The organism is Roseofilum reptotaenium CS-1145, assembly GCF_028330985.1.
GTDB lineage: Bacteria > Cyanobacteriota > Cyanobacteriia > Cyanobacteriales > Desertifilaceae > Roseofilum > Roseofilum reptotaenium.
In genome coordinates this window covers 1-18,154 of sequence record NZ_JAQMUE010000077.1, presented here as the reverse complement: position 1 = coordinate 18,154, position 18,154 = coordinate 1, and the positions used below count along the sequence as shown (strand labels likewise).

The 18,154-nt window shown below is 44.4% G+C and carries 20 protein-coding genes; 10 read left to right on the top strand and 10 right to left on the bottom strand.

Annotation, left to right across the window (positions count from 1 at the left end; genetic code table 11):
- Positions 1-8 precede the first annotated feature (8 nt).
- A complete protein-coding gene (locus tag PN466_RS14510; protein WP_271940362.1) occupies positions 9-1,265 on the bottom strand; it encodes an RNA-guided endonuclease InsQ/TnpB family protein in 1,257 nt (418 codons plus the stop codon).
- A 120-nt stretch (positions 1,266-1,385) separates the two neighbouring features.
- Positions 1,386-2,285 (bottom strand): phosphodiester glycosidase family protein, encoded by a 900-nt coding sequence (locus PN466_RS14505; protein ID WP_271940361.1) that lies wholly within the window; start codon positions 2,283-2,285, stop codon positions 1,386-1,388.
- A gap of 168 nt (positions 2,286-2,453) precedes the next feature.
- On the opposite strand from PN466_RS14505, the gene aroC reads away from it, so the two are divergent.
- Positions 2,454-3,575 carry a chorismate synthase gene (gene aroC, locus PN466_RS14500; RefSeq protein WP_271940360.1) on the top strand — a complete coding sequence of 374 codons (1,122 nt, stop codon included), beginning with the start codon at positions 2,454-2,456 and terminating at the stop codon, positions 3,573-3,575.
- A gap of 275 nt (positions 3,576-3,850) precedes the next feature.
- Entirely contained in the window at positions 3,851-4,711 is an 861-nt protein-coding gene (locus tag PN466_RS14495; RefSeq protein ID WP_271940359.1) for an MBL fold metallo-hydrolase, read from the top strand.
- Here the strand turns inward: PN466_RS14495 and PN466_RS14490 are convergent.
- Positions 4,708-4,959 carry a DUF7219 family protein gene (locus PN466_RS14490; RefSeq protein WP_271940358.1) on the bottom strand — a complete coding sequence of 84 codons (252 nt, stop codon included), beginning with the start codon at positions 4,957-4,959 and terminating at the stop codon, positions 4,708-4,710. The genes PN466_RS14495 and PN466_RS14490 overlap by 4 nt on opposite strands.
- A gap of 195 nt (positions 4,960-5,154) precedes the next feature.
- Here PN466_RS14490 and rbsK point away from each other — a divergent pair, with 195 nt between their 5' ends.
- Positions 5,155-6,075, top strand: coding sequence for a ribokinase (gene rbsK, locus PN466_RS14485; RefSeq protein ID WP_271940357.1), 921 nt, complete (start codon positions 5,155-5,157; stop codon positions 6,073-6,075).
- Positions 6,075-7,619 (top strand): alkaline phosphatase D family protein, encoded by a 1,545-nt coding sequence (locus PN466_RS14480; RefSeq protein WP_271940356.1) that lies wholly within the window; start codon positions 6,075-6,077, stop codon positions 7,617-7,619. Before rbsK ends, PN466_RS14480 begins: the two co-directional genes overlap by 1 nt.
- Before the next feature lie 110 nt (positions 7,620-7,729).
- On the opposite strand, the gene PN466_RS14475 is transcribed toward PN466_RS14480, so the two are convergent.
- Positions 7,730-8,161 carry a hypothetical protein gene (locus tag PN466_RS14475; protein ID WP_271940355.1) on the bottom strand — a complete coding sequence of 144 codons (432 nt, stop codon included), beginning with the start codon at positions 8,159-8,161 and terminating at the stop codon, positions 7,730-7,732.
- Positions 8,162-8,339: 178 nt separating this feature from the next.
- Between PN466_RS14475 and PN466_RS14470 the strand changes: the two genes are divergently transcribed.
- Positions 8,340-9,077, top strand: a complete 738-nt coding sequence (locus PN466_RS14470; RefSeq protein WP_271940354.1) for a hypothetical protein — start codon at positions 8,340-8,342, stop codon at positions 9,075-9,077.
- On the opposite strand, the gene PN466_RS14465 is transcribed toward PN466_RS14470, so the two are convergent.
- From PN466_RS14465 to PN466_RS14445, 5 genes are all read right to left on the bottom strand, one after another.
- Positions 9,074-10,516, bottom strand: a complete 1,443-nt coding sequence (locus PN466_RS14465; RefSeq protein WP_271940353.1) for a sensor histidine kinase — start codon at positions 10,514-10,516, stop codon at positions 9,074-9,076. The two genes, PN466_RS14470 and PN466_RS14465, sit on opposite strands and share 4 nt — an antisense overlap.
- A 364-nt stretch (positions 10,517-10,880) precedes the next feature.
- Positions 10,881-11,798, bottom strand: a complete 918-nt coding sequence (locus PN466_RS14460; RefSeq protein ID WP_271940352.1) for a mechanosensitive ion channel family protein — start codon at positions 11,796-11,798, stop codon at positions 10,881-10,883.
- Positions 11,799-11,882: 84 nt separating this feature from the next.
- Positions 11,883-12,377 carry a phosphohistidine phosphatase SixA gene (sixA, locus tag PN466_RS14455; RefSeq protein ID WP_271940351.1) on the bottom strand — a complete coding sequence of 165 codons (495 nt, stop codon included), beginning with the start codon at positions 12,375-12,377 and terminating at the stop codon, positions 11,883-11,885.
- 6 nt (positions 12,378-12,383) lie between these two features.
- Positions 12,384-13,088: a Uma2 family endonuclease gene (locus PN466_RS14450; protein WP_271940350.1), complete on the bottom strand. Its 705-nt coding sequence runs from the start codon at positions 13,086-13,088 to the stop codon at positions 12,384-12,386.
- An 18-nt stretch (positions 13,089-13,106) separates the two neighbouring features.
- Positions 13,107-13,901 (bottom strand): Tab2 family RNA-binding protein, encoded by a 795-nt coding sequence (locus PN466_RS14445; protein WP_271940349.1) that lies wholly within the window; start codon positions 13,899-13,901, stop codon positions 13,107-13,109.
- A gap of 104 nt (positions 13,902-14,005) precedes the next feature.
- Here PN466_RS14445 and PN466_RS14440 point away from each other — a divergent pair, with 104 nt between their 5' ends.
- From PN466_RS14440 to PN466_RS14430, 3 genes are all read left to right on the top strand, one after another.
- A complete protein-coding gene (locus tag PN466_RS14440; protein WP_271940348.1) occupies positions 14,006-15,289 on the top strand; it encodes a valine--pyruvate transaminase in 1,284 nt (427 codons plus the stop codon).
- Positions 15,290-15,382: 93 nt separating this feature from the next.
- Complete coding sequence (gene rimM / locus PN466_RS14435) at positions 15,383-16,009, top strand: ribosome maturation factor RimM (RefSeq protein ID WP_271940347.1); 627 nt, start codon at positions 15,383-15,385, stop codon at positions 16,007-16,009.
- A 65-nt stretch (positions 16,010-16,074) separates the two neighbouring features.
- The gene (locus PN466_RS14430; protein ID WP_271940346.1) at positions 16,075-16,926 is read left to right on the top strand and encodes a DNA adenine methylase; all 852 of its coding nucleotides are present in this window, start codon (positions 16,075-16,077) and stop codon (positions 16,924-16,926) included.
- A gap of 29 nt (positions 16,927-16,955) precedes the next feature.
- On the opposite strand, the gene PN466_RS14425 is transcribed toward PN466_RS14430, so the two are convergent.
- Positions 16,956-17,183 carry a PEP-CTERM sorting domain-containing protein gene (locus PN466_RS14425; protein WP_271940345.1) on the bottom strand — a complete coding sequence of 76 codons (228 nt, stop codon included), beginning with the start codon at positions 17,181-17,183 and terminating at the stop codon, positions 16,956-16,958.
- A gap of 184 nt (positions 17,184-17,367) precedes the next feature.
- Here PN466_RS14425 and PN466_RS14420 point away from each other — a divergent pair, with 184 nt between their 5' ends.
- Positions 17,368-17,613 (top strand): DUF4926 domain-containing protein, encoded by a 246-nt coding sequence (locus PN466_RS14420; protein WP_271940344.1) that lies wholly within the window; start codon positions 17,368-17,370, stop codon positions 17,611-17,613.
- Between the two features lie 148 nt (positions 17,614-17,761).
- Positions 17,762-18,154, top strand: a 393-nt coding sequence (gene dndE / locus PN466_RS14415; protein ID WP_271940343.1) for a DNA sulfur modification protein DndE, incomplete at its 3' end; no start/stop codon positions are given.

Sequence of the window (18,154 nt, the reverse complement as noted above, 5' to 3'; positions counted from 1 at the left end):
GGGGATTCTTAAGCCGTCCACAATCGGACTCTCAAAGGCGTTGTCAAAGCGCCTCTACTGACTCCTTCGAGTGCAAAACCCGAAGTTGCCGCTACTTTCCTTAAAATGTTTGCTGCTCCATTAGCGTCAGCGTTAATTAGCTCGTCCAGTTGAGTACGATACAATCCTCGCTTCACTCGCTTCCCTGATGGTTTCCAGCTTTCGGGTTTTTCACCGAAGGTCGGCAAGAAATCATTATCCAAAAACGAAGCTTGGGATGTATAGCTTTCCTCAACTTGCTCAAATTCAATCCCGTACAACTGGCACATTTGCTCGATTCGTTTTTTGAGTTTAGCCGTAGGGATTTGGACAAATTTTTGGTTATTTTTTGCTCCAATATTTATACTATCTTTTTGCCCTTTTTTCCAGCCAAATACAATACGACCAATACCCTTTTCTAAGCAATGGTTAATCACCAATCTTGCTGCTTTGTTTACAGCATCTCGCATCTGACGATTGCGCTTCTCGGCCAGGAGAGCTAATCGTTTTGACCAGAATCCTTGCAGTTTATTTTCTTTAATTGTGGCCATTTGCTTGTTGTACCACTGATTGAGCGACTTGACCTGCTTCCCGTCGATAATAAAGCCAGTCCCGGTATTACTAATACACGTTAACCAATTATCAATTCCGTGGTCAATTCCCAATGCCTTTTTGGAGTTAAGAGGAGTTGAGAGGTTGAGCTTTAATGGGTAGACCCACTGAACGTAGAAGCAACCATTATGTGGGAGAATTCGCATTTCCTTAATCGGGTTAAAGTCAAGATTGCTAGGAAACGGGAGAAAGAAAGCCTCAACCCCAAAAGCCGCTTTAACCTTATTGCCCAAAGGGACTCGAACCTCATTATCTTTAAGTTTTAAGGCTTGCCTAGGATAAGCAATGGTTCCTAGTCCTCCTTTTTTTCGATAGCTAGGTAGGTGAGGACGAGTTGATAACTCTCCGCTGATATACAGCTTAGAGAGTTGCTTGAACGACTTGAACGATTCGGCTACTCCTTGAGGAGTTTGTTGAGCGGCTTGTGAGTGAAGTAATTGATAATTAGTATTGGGTTTGAGCTGTTTTTCCAGGTCATATTTACCGGTGATATAGCGGCACTTAAAATACCATTGTCGAGCCAAATAAATCCCACAGTTGATCAGCTTGTTGGCAGTCGTGCAAAGATACTCAAGGAAGGGCAATTCCTCCCAGTTTTTGATGAGATTTTGCTGGCATCCATAGTGTTTTTTCATGGTTCTATGATAACCTATCTAGCCTTAAAATTACTGGCAGGTTAAAACCGACCGTGTCCGTTTTCATCCCCTGCTCTTCAGAGAGGGGATGAAAACGTCCCGCTAATACTCTTGTAATTCCTACTCCTCACTGCTCACAAAACCCAAATGATTCGCCACCGGACGTTGACGTAGGGGAATACGGGTGTGAATGGGGGCATTCAGAACCCGGAGATCGGGATCGGCAACCACCAACGTTGTCGATCCACCGCCATCAAAATTTAACGCCGTCTCTACTCCCCATTCTGCAAACAAAGCTTGCAATTCGGGTAAAGACATTCCCTCACTATAAAACCGTTGACGACCATCCACGATCGCAATAAAGACCTGAGTACCTGAGGCATCCAATCCGATCGCCGTTCGAGGATAGGCATAATCATAAAACGGCCCGGACATCAGAGGAACCGCTTCCCCATCCCAGATTAAAATAGTGCCCCCAGAAATCCCCTCTTGAGTTTCAGCCGGACAAGTAAAGTCCCCCGGAATAACTGCGCGACGGGAGGAGAGGAAGCAGAGAACCGGCCAACCCGCATTCACCGGAGAATATTCCATACCATTGGCGATCGCCTGGCCAGCAATCCGCACGCGATCGCCCGATTCAGGATAAACTTGCCAAGGGGACTTGACCTCAAAGGGATAGAAAAAGCTACCATTGATCCCCAACTGTACGCCAAATTCCCGTACAAACTCCGAAGTCGTGCGCGCTGCAATATCCATACCATCCGGTTGCGGATCTCCCGGAGTCACGAAAGGTTGCCCCCATGCAACCTTTAAGTCAATTTTGACTTGATGAATGATCAACGGACGGGGCGTTGAGCGAATCAAACGGGTATACGTCACTCCCGGAAACAGTTCCTGTACCTGGGGAGTACGAGCCGGACGCAAGAGTAATAAAATTCCATAAATTCCCCCAGAAATCCCCAGCAGGAACCCAATAGTAATTAACCCAATTTTCCCCAACCGTTTAGAGTGCAAAGCCATACGTCGGATCATAGGCGTGGCAAGTTTTTCCCGATTTTAGCGTAAGACCTACTCTCCGAGGTTGAAATTACCTGATGGCAGTCGATTGATGCTTCTTAATTGAAACACCCTGAGATTTTAGGGGAGTTAAGGCAGTAGGATAGATCTAAGCTAGGTTAACTAAGAATTATGGGTAATACCTTCGGGCATTTATTTCGGATTACGACATTTGGGGAATCCCATGGGGGTGGGGTTGGAGTAATTATTGATGGTTGTCCACCGCGCCTAGAGATTTCAGCTCAGGAGATTCAAGTAGAGTTGGATCGCCGTCGGCCGGGACAAAGTAAAATTACGACACCACGCAAAGAAACGGATACCTGTGAGATTCTCTCTGGAGTCTTTGAAGGGAAAACCTTGGGAACACCCATTATGATTTTGGTTCCCAATAAGGATACCCGGCCCCAGGATTATGATGAAATGGCGCAAAAATACCGGCCATCCCATGCAGATGCGACCTATGACGCTAAATATGGGATTCGGAATTGGCAAGGTGGGGGGCGCTCGTCGGCGCGGGAAACCATTGGCCGAGTGGCAGCCGGGGCGATCGCCAAAAAAATCCTTAAACAGGCTGCTGGGGTAGAAATTATTGGATATGTGAAACGCATTCAAGATCTAGAGGCGATCGTCGATCCACAAACGGTCACTCTTGAACAAGTGGAAAGTAATATCGTCCGTTGTCCCGATCCCGAAGCCTATGAACGGATGATTGAGCGCATTGAAGCCATTAAACGGGAAGGAGACTCCCTAGGTGGGGTGGTCGAATGTGTAGCCCGTCATGTGCCAAAAGGTCTAGGAATGCCCGTATTTGATAAACTAGAGGCAGATTTGGCTAAAGGGGTGATGTCTTTACCTGCAACGAAAGGATTTGAGATTGGTTCTGGGTTTGCGGGAACCCTGCTCACCGGGAGTGAACACAATGACGAATTTACCCTAGATGATCGGGGACAAGTCCGAACCACTACCAATCGTTCCGGAGGCATTCAAGGGGGAATATCCAATGGTGAATCGATTATTCTCCGCGTGGCGTTTAAACCGACCGCCACCATTCGCAAAGAACAGCGTACTGTCACCAGAGAAGGCCAAGAAACCCTTCTCGCGGCGAAAGGCCGTCACGATCCTTGCGTTTTACCTAGAGCCGTGCCTATGGTAGAAGCAATGGTGGCCCTAGTTTTATGCGACCACCTGCTGCGTCACCAAGGTCAATGCAGAACACTCGATTTTGACATCCCCACCGCCCTGGAAGGACGGTGATTCCCATTCATGTCCGCGAAGCGGAAACCTCATGATTGGGGTGCGGAGTTTCTGTCCTTTGCGGGTTGTTCGCAACGGCTTTCGAGAGTGTATGCCTTTCGAGTCTTAGATAAAGCTCCACAGGCTGAAACGGTGTGTCTCACCGCCAAAAGTCCAATTAGATTGGAGCGTTAGCCAAACTTACTACTTGGTTATCGTTAGTCAGTCCAACAACTCCTACCCGTTGTACTGTAAAGCCGTCCTTCTAGAACGGGGTTTCAAACCCAATTTTTTCGATGATTAGTCAGCATTCTTCTTCACGCTTTGAGGTTCAATTTTGGGGTGTGCGGGGCAGTATTCCCGCTCCCGGTCCGGAAACAGTGCGCTATGGTGGCAATACCTCCTGCCTAGAAATGCGTATTGGAGAGAGACACTTTGTTTTTGATGGCGGAACAGGTTTACGCGCTTTAGGCGATCGCCTCTCAACAGAATACCCTCTGGATATTAATCTCTTTTTTACCCATTACCATTGGGATCATATCCAAGGCGTGCCGTTTTTCATGCCCCTGTTTACTCCAGGCAATCAAATCCATGTTTGGGGAGATGTACCGGATTCGAGTGAGTCCTTAGAAGACCATTTCCATCATGCCATTCTCCATGTGAATTCCCCTGTCCCCTCACCTATACCCAAAGCAGATCTGAAGTTTTCTCAGGTCTCTCCAGGAGACCGGGTTACCCTAGATGATATTGAGATTGAAACGGGACATCTCAATCATCCCAATGGAGCGATGGGCTATCGAATTACTTGGCAAGGACATACAGCGGTTTATTGTACGGATACGGAGCATTATAGCGATCGCCTCGATGAAGATGTCCTCAAATTAGCTCGTGATGCTGATATCCTGATCTACGATGCCATGTATACCGACAACGAATACAGCAACCCTAAATCGCCTAAAGTCGGTTGGGGTCATTCTACCTGGCAAGAAGGGGTTAAAGTAGCCCAAGCCGCAGGGGTGAAAAAGCTAATCATTTTTCACCATGAACCCAATCATGATGATGATACCCTCGACCAAATTGAAGAGGAAGTTCAACACAACTATCCCAATACCATTTTGGCCCGGGAAGGCATGATTTTAAGTCTGATTGAGGCTTAGTCTGCTGAAGGGTCTTCAGGCGGTTTTTCTAAACCCAACCGATCCTTACTTTGTTCTAGTTCTAGCCATAACTTGCGAATTTGTTCGTAGGCTTCTACGGGGGGAATTTTACCCCCAGTTTCCAAGGAACAAATATACGTAACTTTTTGAGCAAACTCTTGCAAGTTAGCATCAAAAACTAGATATTCTGGCCGGAATTCACCGTAATATCGACTACGAGGATACAAAAATTCAGATGGGTCAGGCATAAAGTATGTCCTTACAAAGCTAAAATTAGACTCACTATAACAAGTGTCTATCTCGATTAACTTCTGGTAAACTCACCTGATCTATACAGCACAAAGTGCTGTTATTGAGTGCACTGTTAAATCCCCAAAGCCATCCACCATCCTATTCCCTATTCCCTATTCCCCATTCCCTAGCACAAAGCGCTATATATCCCCATGAGTCTGATTGTTTTCGGGAGTATTAACCTAGATTTAGTGGCTACAGTCTCTCGTTTACCGATCGCCGGTGAAACCCTTGCAGGAGAGCGTTTGCTAAAGATTCCAGGGGGAAAAGGGGCAAACCAAGCCGTCGCCTGCGCCCGTCTGGAAGCGACAACCCATTTAGTGGGACGTTTGGGCAATGATGATTTTGGCCATCAGTTACTCCTGACTTTACAGGAAGCTCAGGTCTGTACCGATGGGATTCACATGGATCAGAATACACCTTCGGGGGTTGCCCTGATTACCGTGGATGCTCAAGGACAAAATAGTATTATTATCATTCCGGGGGCAAATGCTTGTCTGGATCGGACGGAATTAGAGTATCTTCAGTCGATATTACCCCAAGCAACCGTATTTTTAACTCAGTTGGAAGTACCGCTTTCTTTGGTACAAGAAGCGGCTGAAAAAGTCAAACAGGCTGGAATTCCCGTGATTTTAGACCCGGCTCCTGTGCCCCAAAATTTTCCCCATGCTCTCTATGGCTTGGTCGATATTATTACCCCGAATGAAGTCGAAGCCGCTCAGTTAACGGGAATTGCCATTGAGGATCGAGAAAGTGCTACCCAAGCAGCCTATCAGTTTTTAGAGTGGGGGGTAAAGACGGCAATTGTGAAATTAGGCGATCGCGGTGTGGTTTGGGCAAACCATGAAGAAACTGGGTTTTTACCCGCTTTTCCCATCAGAGCGGTCGATACAACGGCCGCTGGAGATGCCTTTAATGGCGCTCTAGCGACTGCTCTAAATGAAGGTTTATCCCTCCAGGAGGCGATCCAATGGGGATCGGCAGCAGGAGCTATCTCAGCTACAGTCATTGGGACCCAACCTTCTTTACCGGATCGCCAAACCCTAGAGCACTTTCTTCAGGAGTATGATTGATGACTTCCCTCAATTTTCCTTGGCCCAATCCCCCACTGGAAAAAGCAACCATTATTGGCCATACCACCCCCACAAGCGTACGCCTCTGGGTTCGCGGGGCCCAAGCTGGCGAATATGCGATCGTAGTGGACGAGGGCGAAAATTTTTCTCTCTCTGACTTAAACCCTATCTCCACCTTTCGCTTAACCCCAGATACCGATTTGACCCATGTGGTGACTCTCGAAGGTCTAAAACCCGATACCCGCTATCGGTATGCTATTTTTTCTGGACATAATGCTAGCGATCGCACTTGGGAATTGGGCCATGACCACCCCCTATATTTTCGCACGTTCCCGGAACAATCCCCCAGCCTAACCTTTGGCTTTTATAGCTGTCATATGCCCTATGTCGGCGATCGACTCACTTCCCTAGATTTTTGGCAAAGTTTTGAAGAAGAATTAACGGATGCTCAGGCTCGGTTTGTTGTTGGTGTTGGCGATCAAATTTATGTTGATGGCAATGACAAGCTCGATCTGTTGGAGAAGTTAAAACAAACCCAATTTAATCCCCCTTCACAGGAAGAGATGATTGACTGGTATCGAGAAATTTATCAACACTATTGGGGGCTAGAACCCATTCAAAGCATATTCCGTCAATTCCCCAACTATATGCTCTGGGATGACCATGAAATCATGGATGGCTGGGGATCGTTAACCGATTCAGAATTAGAAGCACGCTTACATCAAGGTTGGCAATTCAATGCGTCTGAAGATACTCTGAAATTGACTCAGGAAATGTTTTTAGCCGCTCGACAAGTCTATCAAGAATATCAACATTCCCATAATCCACCAACAGATATCGCGAATCATCAATTCGATTATCACTTTGATTATGGTCTCTGTGCATTTTATGCCCTGGATATGCGTGGACAGCGAGATTTTAATCGTTCTGAACTCAGGATTTTGGGAGAAGCTCAATGGGAACGGTTTGAAACCTGGCTCGATCGGCAATATACAAGCGATCGCCGATTATTGGGTATTATTTCTCCCATGCCTGCTGTTCATCTTGATAATTTTGTGGTCAATCAATTCGATATTCCCTATTTAGGATTAACAGATGACTTACGGGATAAATGGAATCATGAGCGGCATTGGCAAGAACGAAATCGACTCCTCGATCAGCTCTTTAAATTTTGCCAAACCACGGGTCGTCCGGTATTATTTATTAGTGGAGATGTCCATATTGGTGCAGCATTTCGGCTGTTTAATACGGACTTTCCAGAGGCACAAGTTTTTCAACTGACCTCTAGTCCCATTACCCATGCGACTATTCGGCAATCAGCGCGTAAAATTCTGAAAATGTTAGTTCAGCAGAGGGGAGAGTTGCAAGATTTTCCAGACCGTTCCCCCTACCAATTCGAGAATTTGTATTTATGTCGTCATAATAATTTTGGCATGGTCAGAATTAAGGAAGAAGAGGGAGAATTATCCGTCATTTATGATGTATTTAGTGAAGCTAGTCGAGGAGAAGGGGTAATTGAGAAAAAACGGTTACGGATTATTTAGTTCTAGGGAATAGGGAGTAGGGAATACCATATGAATACATGATTACTCCATTACTCTTCATTCTCATTATTAATAATTAATAATTAATTATTCATGACCAACCCAAAGCGCTATAGGTCTCCATTAATCTGATAACTTAGCCACTCAGTTCCCTCCGCAGTGGTTTGAGGGCGCAACAGTCGCCAGGTTTCTCCCTCGATTTGTTCCTGGACATAAATTTCAAAGGGGTTTTGGCGCTGTTTAAGAGTCTGTCCAGACAGTTGAATATCGAGATTGTAGGTTCCTTGGATATGAAAGGTGGGTAATTTCTGGTCAGGGAGGCGATCGCTGCTACTAATCTGAATTCCTTTAACATCAAGTTGGGGCGATCGTTCAATATGCAGGGGAGTATTCAGTTGTACTTGAGTCAGATGCAGTTGTAGGGCGATCGCTGTTTTGACCAGAGCTTGGCTGGGACTGCCTCCCGTGTTACTACACGCCACTAAGAGTCCAATGAGAACCATGGCCATCAGTTTACCGATCCATTTCCATATTCTATCCATAATCACCTGATTACCCTGTCAGACCAATCCCATTGTATCGGTTTAGAGCCATGTTTCATTTGAATGGCCACATGCTATAACTAGAGGGAAACACACACAAGGGGTTCAACCCTTTATCGGTCAGAGACTACAAGGGTCTTACCCCTAGGGTGACACTACCAACAAGGTCAATAGATTCATGGAACTTTGGGTCATTAGTTTATTTCTCATTGGGCTAGGTTTAGCTGGATTTGGGGCAATTTGGACTCTAGTGATTTCCTTTGGAGAAAGCATTTTTTGGGGAATCTCCTATCTATTTTTACCCTTCATTGGTGCGCTTCTATTTATCAGTATAAAATGGAATAAACGATCGGTTAAGATGAGTCTATTCTCTCAACTAGTGGGCATAATCTTTATAGGAATTAGTGCAATTCTTGCGATCCTGCAAAATTGGAGCTTTCAAAACATTATTGCTCACTGGACTCCGAAAGACAAATCGGAAACTCCGGTGACTCAAGTAATGCTCAACTATCCCAAACAAACTGTCCTATCAGTAGAAGTAGCTCCCGAAACCCAACCTCCCTATGAACCCTCAATTTCTTTAAGAGCCTATCGTTCGCGCTCTCAGTTTAAGCGCTATATGGAAGTGGGGTATCATGCCTTCGATCTAGAGGATTATCACACTGCCCTGATTAATTTTGAACAAGCCTTAAAAGAGCAACCTGATAATACTTACGCCCAAAAAGCAGTTGAAAATACCCAACAGCGCATTCAACAAGGCAGCTATACCCAGGTTATGAATGCCGGATATCAAGCATTCGATCGCCAGGAATATGCGATCGCCCTCGAATACTTTCAAATCGCCCTCGAACACCGTCCTGGGGACTCCTATGCCCTCAAAGCCATTGACAATACGCAACGCAAGCTTAACCCTTAATCTGGATCGTTAATTAACTCTGGTTGTAACTCAATGGTAAACCGAGTCCCCTCTCCTGGATAGGAATCACACCAGAGTCGTCCTTGATGTTTTTCCACAACAATTGTATAACAGATCGATAATCCCAAACCTGTCCCTTTACCCGGCGGTTTAGTAGTGAAAAAAGGATCAAACACCTGAGAGCGGATAGACTCTGGAATTCCACCTCCATTATCCGCAATAGAAATTCTCACGTTTTCCCCTTCAATTTCTGTGTTAATCTTAATGTAACGATCCTTGTCTATTTTCTCGTGTAAGGCATCAATTGCATTACTCAGAAGATGCATAAATACTTGATTTAATTGTGCTGGGTAACAATTAATCAAAGGTAAATCACTATAGTCTTTAAAAATTTGTATTTCAGGACGATTTTCTTTCCCTTCTAAACGGTGATTTAAAATAACCAGAGTGCTATTTATTCCCTCATGAATATCAACAGACTTCATCTCAGCTTCATCCATGCGGGAAAAATTGCGTAAAGAGGCTACAATTCCCTTAATTCTCTCAGTTCCCGACTTCATAGATGTCAAGATTTTTTGTAGATCTTCCTGAATAAACTCCACATCTTTATCTTCTAAAGATTCTTGAAGTTCACCCCCTGGATCGGGATAACCCTGTTGATAATCCCTCAGAAGTTGGACGAAATCTTGGGCATATTCTTGAATATAGCTTAAATTTCCATGGATAAAACTGACAGGGTTATTAATTTCATGGGCAACTCCAGCCACTAAATTCCCCAAACTAACCATTTTTTCATTTTGAATCATCTGCGCTTGAGTGCGTTGTAATTTCTCCAAAGTTTGCCTTAATTCTTGGGCTTGCTTTTTCGTTTTTTCAAGTAAATTAGCTTGTTGAATGGCGACTCCCAATTGCTGACTGATTTGACTGACAAATTCTATTTCAGTCGCAGTCCAAGTCCTGGATTGACCACACTCGTGAATGCAGAGCAATCCCCATAGTTCATCCCCTTTAATTAAGGGCGTAACCAGATTAGCTCTGACTTGAAATTGGGCTAAAATTTCTCGATGACAATCACTAATTTGGGGAGTATAAATATCCGGAATAGCGCTAATACGGCCTTTTAAGTATTCAGCCGCAAACTGTTCCCCAAAGCAATGATCGTAAACTTGAATCGAACTAGCCGGTTTCCAAGGAGATTTCACCTCCTCACAAATGACTTCACCATGCCAAACTAAATCAGAATTAAATTGAAACACGGCTACTCGGTCTGTATTGAGAACCTCAAGGAGTTGGACAACCGTCGTTTTCAAAATGGTTTCTAAATCCAAGGAAGACCGGATTTTGGAGATCACCTCTGTGAGTAAGCGATAATAGATGAGGCGATCGGAGGATAAATTACAACGGACATCTTGACCTGCTTGATTCCAAGTCAGTGTCATTGATCCTTCCCTATTAGCTCTATTAGACAAAGTATTATTCATAATAAACTGCATGGGAGCGCTAATCAAAATTAGAGGACTTCATGTTGACTGAATATCTGTTTGGATCCATGCACCAACTGATGATGAAAAGATTAAGGCTCTATTCAAATTTCACACCCTTCTTTATCATAGTGTGTTTTTCTCATTTTGCTTGAAGGATCTGTTCAATAGAACCCTTAATACCAATAAAGATTAAATAGTTAAGGATTTGATAGAGTAGTTCCTACTAGAGAGTAGCCTGTATTGCTTAGAGGCTAAGGCTCCAAGCTGTACTCCTCCAGAAGAGAGAAGTGCTATATAATTTTCTTTTTTGTTCCGGATATTACCCCCTATTTTGATCGTACGGGCTGGATTGTAAGGCAGTTCGACTTGAAACCTGGGGATAAGTATCATTAAAGTATTCTTGATTATAATGATAGACAGTGCGAATGGGATAGGGGATATTAATTTCTGCGCCATCACAGGCATTTTTTAAGGCTAACATCACCCGAGTTTGAATGCGGCAGACTTCTCGTTGATTCGGAATTGTCCAGTAGCGTACTTTTAAGTCAATGGAGCTATCCCCAAAGCCGACAATATCGACTTCTGGATCGGGTTCAGTTAAGACTCCATCCACTCCAGAAATAGCGTTATAGAGAACTTCGATCGCGTGGGACAGGGGTGTATTATAGTCCACACCGATCGCCAGATCGGTACGACGACGAGGTAAATTGGTCAATACTTGCACTGTGGAAGTAAATACAATGGAATTCGGAACCACAATCAACTCCCCCTGATAGGTGCGAATTTGGGTGGAGCGAATAGAAATCTCTTCTACTGTTCCCTCATAACCATCGACAATGATTTGATCGCCTAAGCGGAATGGTTCTTGTAACAGGAGTAAAATTCCAGCCAGAAAATTCTTAAAGATATCTTGGAAGGCAAAACCGATCGCAACAGAACTTAATCCCAACAACCCTACCACATCGCCCAACCGCAGGTCTGGAAAGGCGATGACACTAGAGATTAGAATCCCCACAACCCAAGCTGCCACAGAACTCAATTGAATTAACAAAGAGCGCAGCGACTGGTTTTTGATGGTCATATCTGTGACGCGAGTGGACAGCTTACGGGCAAACTTAGCAGCCCAAGAGGTAAACATCAAAAAGGCGATCGCCACTAAAATCCTTGGAAGCGCCTCAATTCCAGCCCCTACCAGATTCAGAATACTTTGTTTGATTTCTTGAAATAATACACTCATAGGGATGAGGGAACCCTGAACTTTCACTCATGATTGTATACCGCTACGGACTTGGAAAACCCGGAGATTTCCCATTTCCCAACATTAATTCAGTAAAAATCGGGGAGGGGTGAGCCAAAATAGGTCACTGTGTCCCACAGGAGAACCCACATCCGGTAATGCAATGCCGATCATACCGGCTTTTTTGACAATTAGACGTGATTTTACTTTTCCCCAGACAAAAGACTCCGCCCAATATCCAAGATTCGGTTCATGCCCGACTAAGGCTAAGTGTTCATAGTTACGCCATGTTTTCCCCTCCTCCCACCAGGATAAAAGATCGCCTTCAGGAGCTAAATGAGATGACGTTTTCACGTCCTTACTCAGTCCCAGCGTTTGCAAAATTTCCGCTGTTTGTTTAGCCCGGATGAGGGGACTGGTAAGAATCAAATCAAATGTAATCCCTAATTCTTGCAAGCGTTGGGCAACTTTAGTGGTTTTCTTAATACCCTCTGAGGTTAGGGGACGTTGGCGATCGTCTTGGGTATAATCTTCTCGATTAGCCGCTATACCATGACGGATTAAGTAAAGGTTAGTCATAATTGTTTATTCTAGATTTCCAAACTTTTCTTGATAACGGTTTAAGAGAGCTTGTAATTCTTCGGCTCGTTGCCGTTCTTGTTCAGCTTGCTCTATGGCTTCTTGTCTAGCTTGAGATTCTGCTTTCAACGCCGCCCTTAACTCAGAGGAAATTAATAGCTTTTCTCCTGTATCTTGCCGATAAAATCCAATGAGCTTTCCTTCAGGCAGCAGTCGCAAGTTTAGGGCTTGGCTAAGACCATCGGTAATCGGTTGATATGCCCCTGCCACTAAACGATATCCTTGTAATTGCCCTTCAATCCATTCTCCTTTGGGGTCAAAGAGCCAATATTCTTCTACTTCGAGTTGTTCATAGAGGTCTTTTTTGAAGCTTAGATCGCGATCTTTAGTACTTTCTGAGGTCATCTCAAAGATCACTTTTGGGACTTCCCCTTCTTCCCAGATTTTATAGTTATCTCGGCCGCCTGGCTCACCGTCAAAGATGACCATGATATCAGGAGCGGTCCGAAGCCGGGGAAATCCTTGGGAATAGTAGAGAAATTGGTCACTGAGGACGGTGGCTCGTTGACCGGCAAGATGATTTTTTAGCACTTCAAGAGTGGTTAGAATGGCATCGAGATGATCGTAAGTTTCAGCCATGGGTTCACCGTCGGCACTAGGGTAAAGAATGGAGGTTAGTGGAGGAGTTGAGGATGTAATCAGGGAAGTCATAGAGATGGAGTTGGTGCATTAATTTTCCGGTTTGAGTAACCATAATCCAGTGTAGGTCATGCCAGAGTTGTCAGGTTGAACGAGCAGGAAATGAAGCCCTTTGCTCTGTTGTTTCCGCTGTTTATATTGGTGACCTGCTTGGCGAACTTCGCTATCTTCAAAGGTGGTAATAATCCAGCGATCGCTCAATCCGGATTCTAAAATCAGACCATCGGGTTGACCGGGAATAAAATTGAGACTAACGGGGTTAGCTTCAGCGAACCATTGGGCTAATTGCAGAGATTGGCGATCGCCATCAATAACCACTCCCGGAATAGAAACCGTGGACGGAAGACCGAGATTAATCGGCCAAAGCTCTTCCGGTAGGGATTTAATGGGAATGGGGCGATCGCCAATTCCTTGAAGTAGATCTTGAGCGCTAACTGTGGCAAACCGCCAGCGATCGCCCCATAATTCCTCTGGTAGGGGCAGCGGAGGGGGTCGATCTAAAGTAATGGGACACTTTAACTCATCAACAATCCACTGTTTCAGGGTGGAGGTACGTCGGGTGGGAATGACTGGAATACCCAGAGTTTGAGCAACCGGTTCGAGTAGATGGAGGGTTTGGGGACGGAAGACGTGTAGCTCATCCGGAAGTGTGGCAAATTGCCCCAATTCACTCAGTAACCAATCACGACTAACTTGTGACTGAGGACAAAGGGCACGATAGCGAAACGTTCCGGGGGACGGTTCACAAATCCATAACTCCCAGAGGATCTCCTGGGTGTCTGTTTCTGAAGGGCGGCGATAACAATCGACTTGCCAAGTCTGCATAGGAATCCATCTAAATCGTTATGTTTTCTTTACAGGAGATTCCGTTTTGGAAAAATCATGTCATCTTAGATCGTATGCTAACCCAAGAATTTATAGAATAGCTTATGGAACCTGCCCTGACTCAATTTGGTACTCAGATGTCTCGCTTGAGTGGAGTGCGAGCCATTATGAAAGATATTATTGAAACTTTGCGTGCTGGAGGAGGGCAGCATTTTATTAATTTGAGCGCCGGGAATCCCGTAATTTTACCGCCAGTGGAACAGATGTGGCGAGACTATACGGCTGATTTACTCGCGAGTCCTGAATATGGGGAAGTGGTCTGTCGGTATGGCTCTTCCCAAGGCTATCAACCGTTGATTGATGCGGTGGTGACTGATTTTAATCAACGCTACGGCTTGAATTTGAGCGATCACAACGTTTTAATTACTCCAGGCTCTCAGTCGGTTTATTTTTATGCCGCTAATGCCTTTGGGGGCTATACTTCTGAGGGAAAACTCAAACAGGTGGTTTTACCCCTAAGTCCTGAATATACCGGTTATGGTGGAGTCTGTTTAACGCCGGAAGCTCTCAAAGCCTATAAACCCAAGTTAGATATTGAGGAAGGCAATCATCGGTTTAAGTATCGCCCCGATTTTAGTCAATTGAGGATTACGGAAGATACGGGATGTTTTATTTTTTCCCGTCCCTGTAATCCTACAGGTAATGTTCTCACCGATGAAGAAGTGAATAAAATCAGTGGGTTAGCCTCAGAATATAATGTACCTGTGCTGATTGATTCTGCCTATGGGCCGCCTTTCCCCGCCTTGAATTTTACCGAAATGACTCCTCAATTTGGCGGTAATTTACTCCATTGCATGAGTTTATCCAAGGCTGGTTTACCGGGCGAACGCATTGGAGTTGCCATTGGCGATCCAGATCTGATTGCTACTTTAGAAGCGTTCCAGACCAATTTGTGTATTCACTCTTCTCGCTATGGTCAGGCGATCGCTGCTAGAGCCATTCAATCGGGTCAATTGGCAAATTTGTCAGAAACTGTCATTCGTCCCCATTATCAAAGCAAATTTGCCCAATTGGAAGCCAGTTTAACCGAGGCTATGCCCAATAGTCTACCTTGGTTTTTACATAAGGGAGAAGGAGCGATTTTTGCGTGGTTATGGTTGCGTGATTTACCGATTACCGATTGGGAACTCTACCAAAGTCTGAAAAAAGTTGGCGTGATTGTTGTTCCAGGAAGTACATTTTTCCCTGGCTTGCAAGAAGAATGGGTTCATAAACATCAATGTATTCGCATTAGCTTAACCGCCACCGAGGAAGAGATTTCGACTGCCATGAGCAGACTAGCCCAAGTCGTAGAAGCAACGTATTTGCAAACTGCGGTATCCCGTTAATTGGATTATGGGTAATGGGAATTGGTAAAACGAGGTGTTTCCTATTCCCTATTCCCTATTCCCTATTCCCTAGCGCGAAGCGCTATAAAGTTTATGAGTCAAAATGAGTGGATTGAAATTGGTCATATTGTTGCTGCTCAAGGGTTAGATGGGCAAGTGCGGGTTTATCCCGATTCCGATTTTCCCGAGCGGTTTTTAGAAGCAGGAACGCGCTGGATACAACGGTTGGGTGAAAAAATACCTCAACCGATAGAGTTATTGGACGGGCGCTTAATTCCGGGGAAAGGACTCTATGTGCTAACCTTTGATGGAATAGACACTCGCGATCGCGCGGAAGCCTTGAAAAAAGCTAAACTTTTCGTTCCGGTGAGCGATCGTCCCCCATTAGAAGATAATGAATATCATGTCCAAGATTTGCTCGGTTTAGATGTTTGGATACAGGAAACTGGAAAAAATTTAGGGGTAGTTGTTGATATCATTGCTGCTGGAAATGACTTACTAGAAGTCAAATTACTGCATCAGAATGACCCAGCAGAGCTAGCAGAAGGTGAAGATGCTCCTAAGCCTATTCCCAATCGTAAAAGTAAAATCAAGAAGCCACGTCGCCAAACCAATCGCCCAAAAACGGTTTTAATTCCGTTTGTGGAAGAGATTGTACCTGTGGTTGATTTAGAGAAGGGGAAGATAGAAATCACTCCTCCTGAAGGATTAATTGAATAGAAAATTGTTCTATAGCGATTTCAAATGATTTTTAAACCCAATCCCCCAATCCTATAGTATTGATCATGATTAAAAGCCCCCTACGCTACCCTGGTGGTAAAGCTAGAGCGATCAAAAAAATCATTCAACATCTGCCCAAGGGATTTGACGAACACTGGGAATATCGAGAACCGTTTGTTGGCGGGGGATCTTTGTTTATTTATCTCAAGCAAACCTATCCAAGCTTAAAAATTTGGATTAATGACTTGAATCCGGAATTGTTTCTCTTTTGGAAAGTCGCGCAATCGGATTTAGATCGATTAGCCTCAGAGGTAAGGAACGTTAAGGAAATATGCAGCGATGGGAAAAGGTTGTTTCGGGAATATTTGCAAGTCAACGTAGAAGACTTATCAGAATTAGAGAGAGCGGTTCGTTTTTTTGTCCTCAACCGGATTAGCTTTTCAGGAACTGTGGAATCCGGTGGCTTTTCTCAGCAAGCATTTTTAAAACGGTTTACGGATTCTTCGATCGATCGTTTGGCTAAGTTAGCGCCTGTTTTGCAAGATGTGAAAATCACCAATTTGGACTATAGTGAAGTGCTGAAACCGCACGGTAAACGGGTTTTTATTTTCTTAGATCCGCCCTATTTAGTTGCTACAGGTTCTAAGTTATATGGCAAAGAGGGTAATCTCCATACCAGCTTTGAGCATCAACGCTTTGCCCAACAGATGCAAGCTTGTTCCCATCGCTGGTTGATTACCTATGATAATTCCCTAGAAATTCGCAAAAATTTTCAGTTTGCTCAGATTTTCGAGTGGGAATTGCAATATGGAATGAATAATTATAAGCAAGCTTCAGCCGCCAAGGGGAAGGAGTTATTCATTACCAATAGTGTTGAAGAATGTAGGGGCGAACAGCCGTTTCGCTTTGCGACATGAAACGCCCCTACAAAAACGAGTTGCTATAGCTATACTTTCCGTCGGCGCAACATCCCTAAACTACAACCACTCAAGGCTAATAAACCGAGAACAGCAGAAGGTTCTGGAACTTCAGTCCTCTCTGTCTCTGTGACTTCAACTACACTAACCGCATCAATTACAAAACCATGCCCTGCATTGCGTGCATCTCCCTTAAATGAGAGGACAGTTTGCTCACTATCAGCAGTAAATTGACTCACATAGGGTAAAAATTTCAAGTCAGCCCAACTTGACGGAGTATCATGTAACAAGGTGTTAGAAAGCAGTAGAGTAGGAGAAATAGATTCACCTAGCGGTAAAATTGTGAGTATACTTACCGTATGGATTATTGATTGTGGCCAAGAAACTCCTCGGTTTGTAACTGCTCGTCCATTTTTAGAATACAAGGGTTAATTAAAGGAAATGTTTCAAGAACTAGATGTTGTCACCTTAAATCATGACTTTGAAGAACATGGACTTAAGAAGAATAGTAAAGGGACAATTGTTCATTGCTATGCTGATGAACAAGCTTTTGAAGTAGAATTTCTTAGTGAATCAGGAGAGACTTTAGCCTTATTAACGTTAGCAAAGTCTGATATTGAGTTAGAACGAGAAGCGATAGGAGCAGAGGTTTTAGCAATTATCCATGGTTTACCCGTTGATCTATGAGCTCAAATACGAGATTATGCTGAATTCTTAAGATATAAAAGTACAAAGCAAATCCGGTAAGTTAAGGTTCAAACCTAATGTCGAATAACTCTGGCTTTTGATTGAAGTATTCTAAACTGAAGATTGCATTACTCATTACTTCTCTTCCATGGATGCACCTCTCGAACGGATTCAACTGTCGCAAACAGCGAAGGATCAACTGACGAAACTGAAACGGTATACGAAAATTGAACAGTGGAATATTCTGTGTCGTTGGGCATTTTGTCGTTCTTTGGCGGAACCGTCTATCCCGTCTCCGGTTCCCATTCCCCGTGATAGTAATGTGGAGTTGTCTTGGCGGGTTTTTGGGGGGGAGTTGGCGGATGTTTTGGCGATCGCCCTCAAACAACGCTGCGTTAATGATGGACTCGGCACCGATCCGGAAACCCTAGCACTTCAATGTCGCCGTCATATCCATCGAGGAATTGGCTATTTGGCGGGCGATCCGAATTTGAAGAAGATTGAAGATTTAATCCGGTTGTGCGATCGCTCTGATATTAAA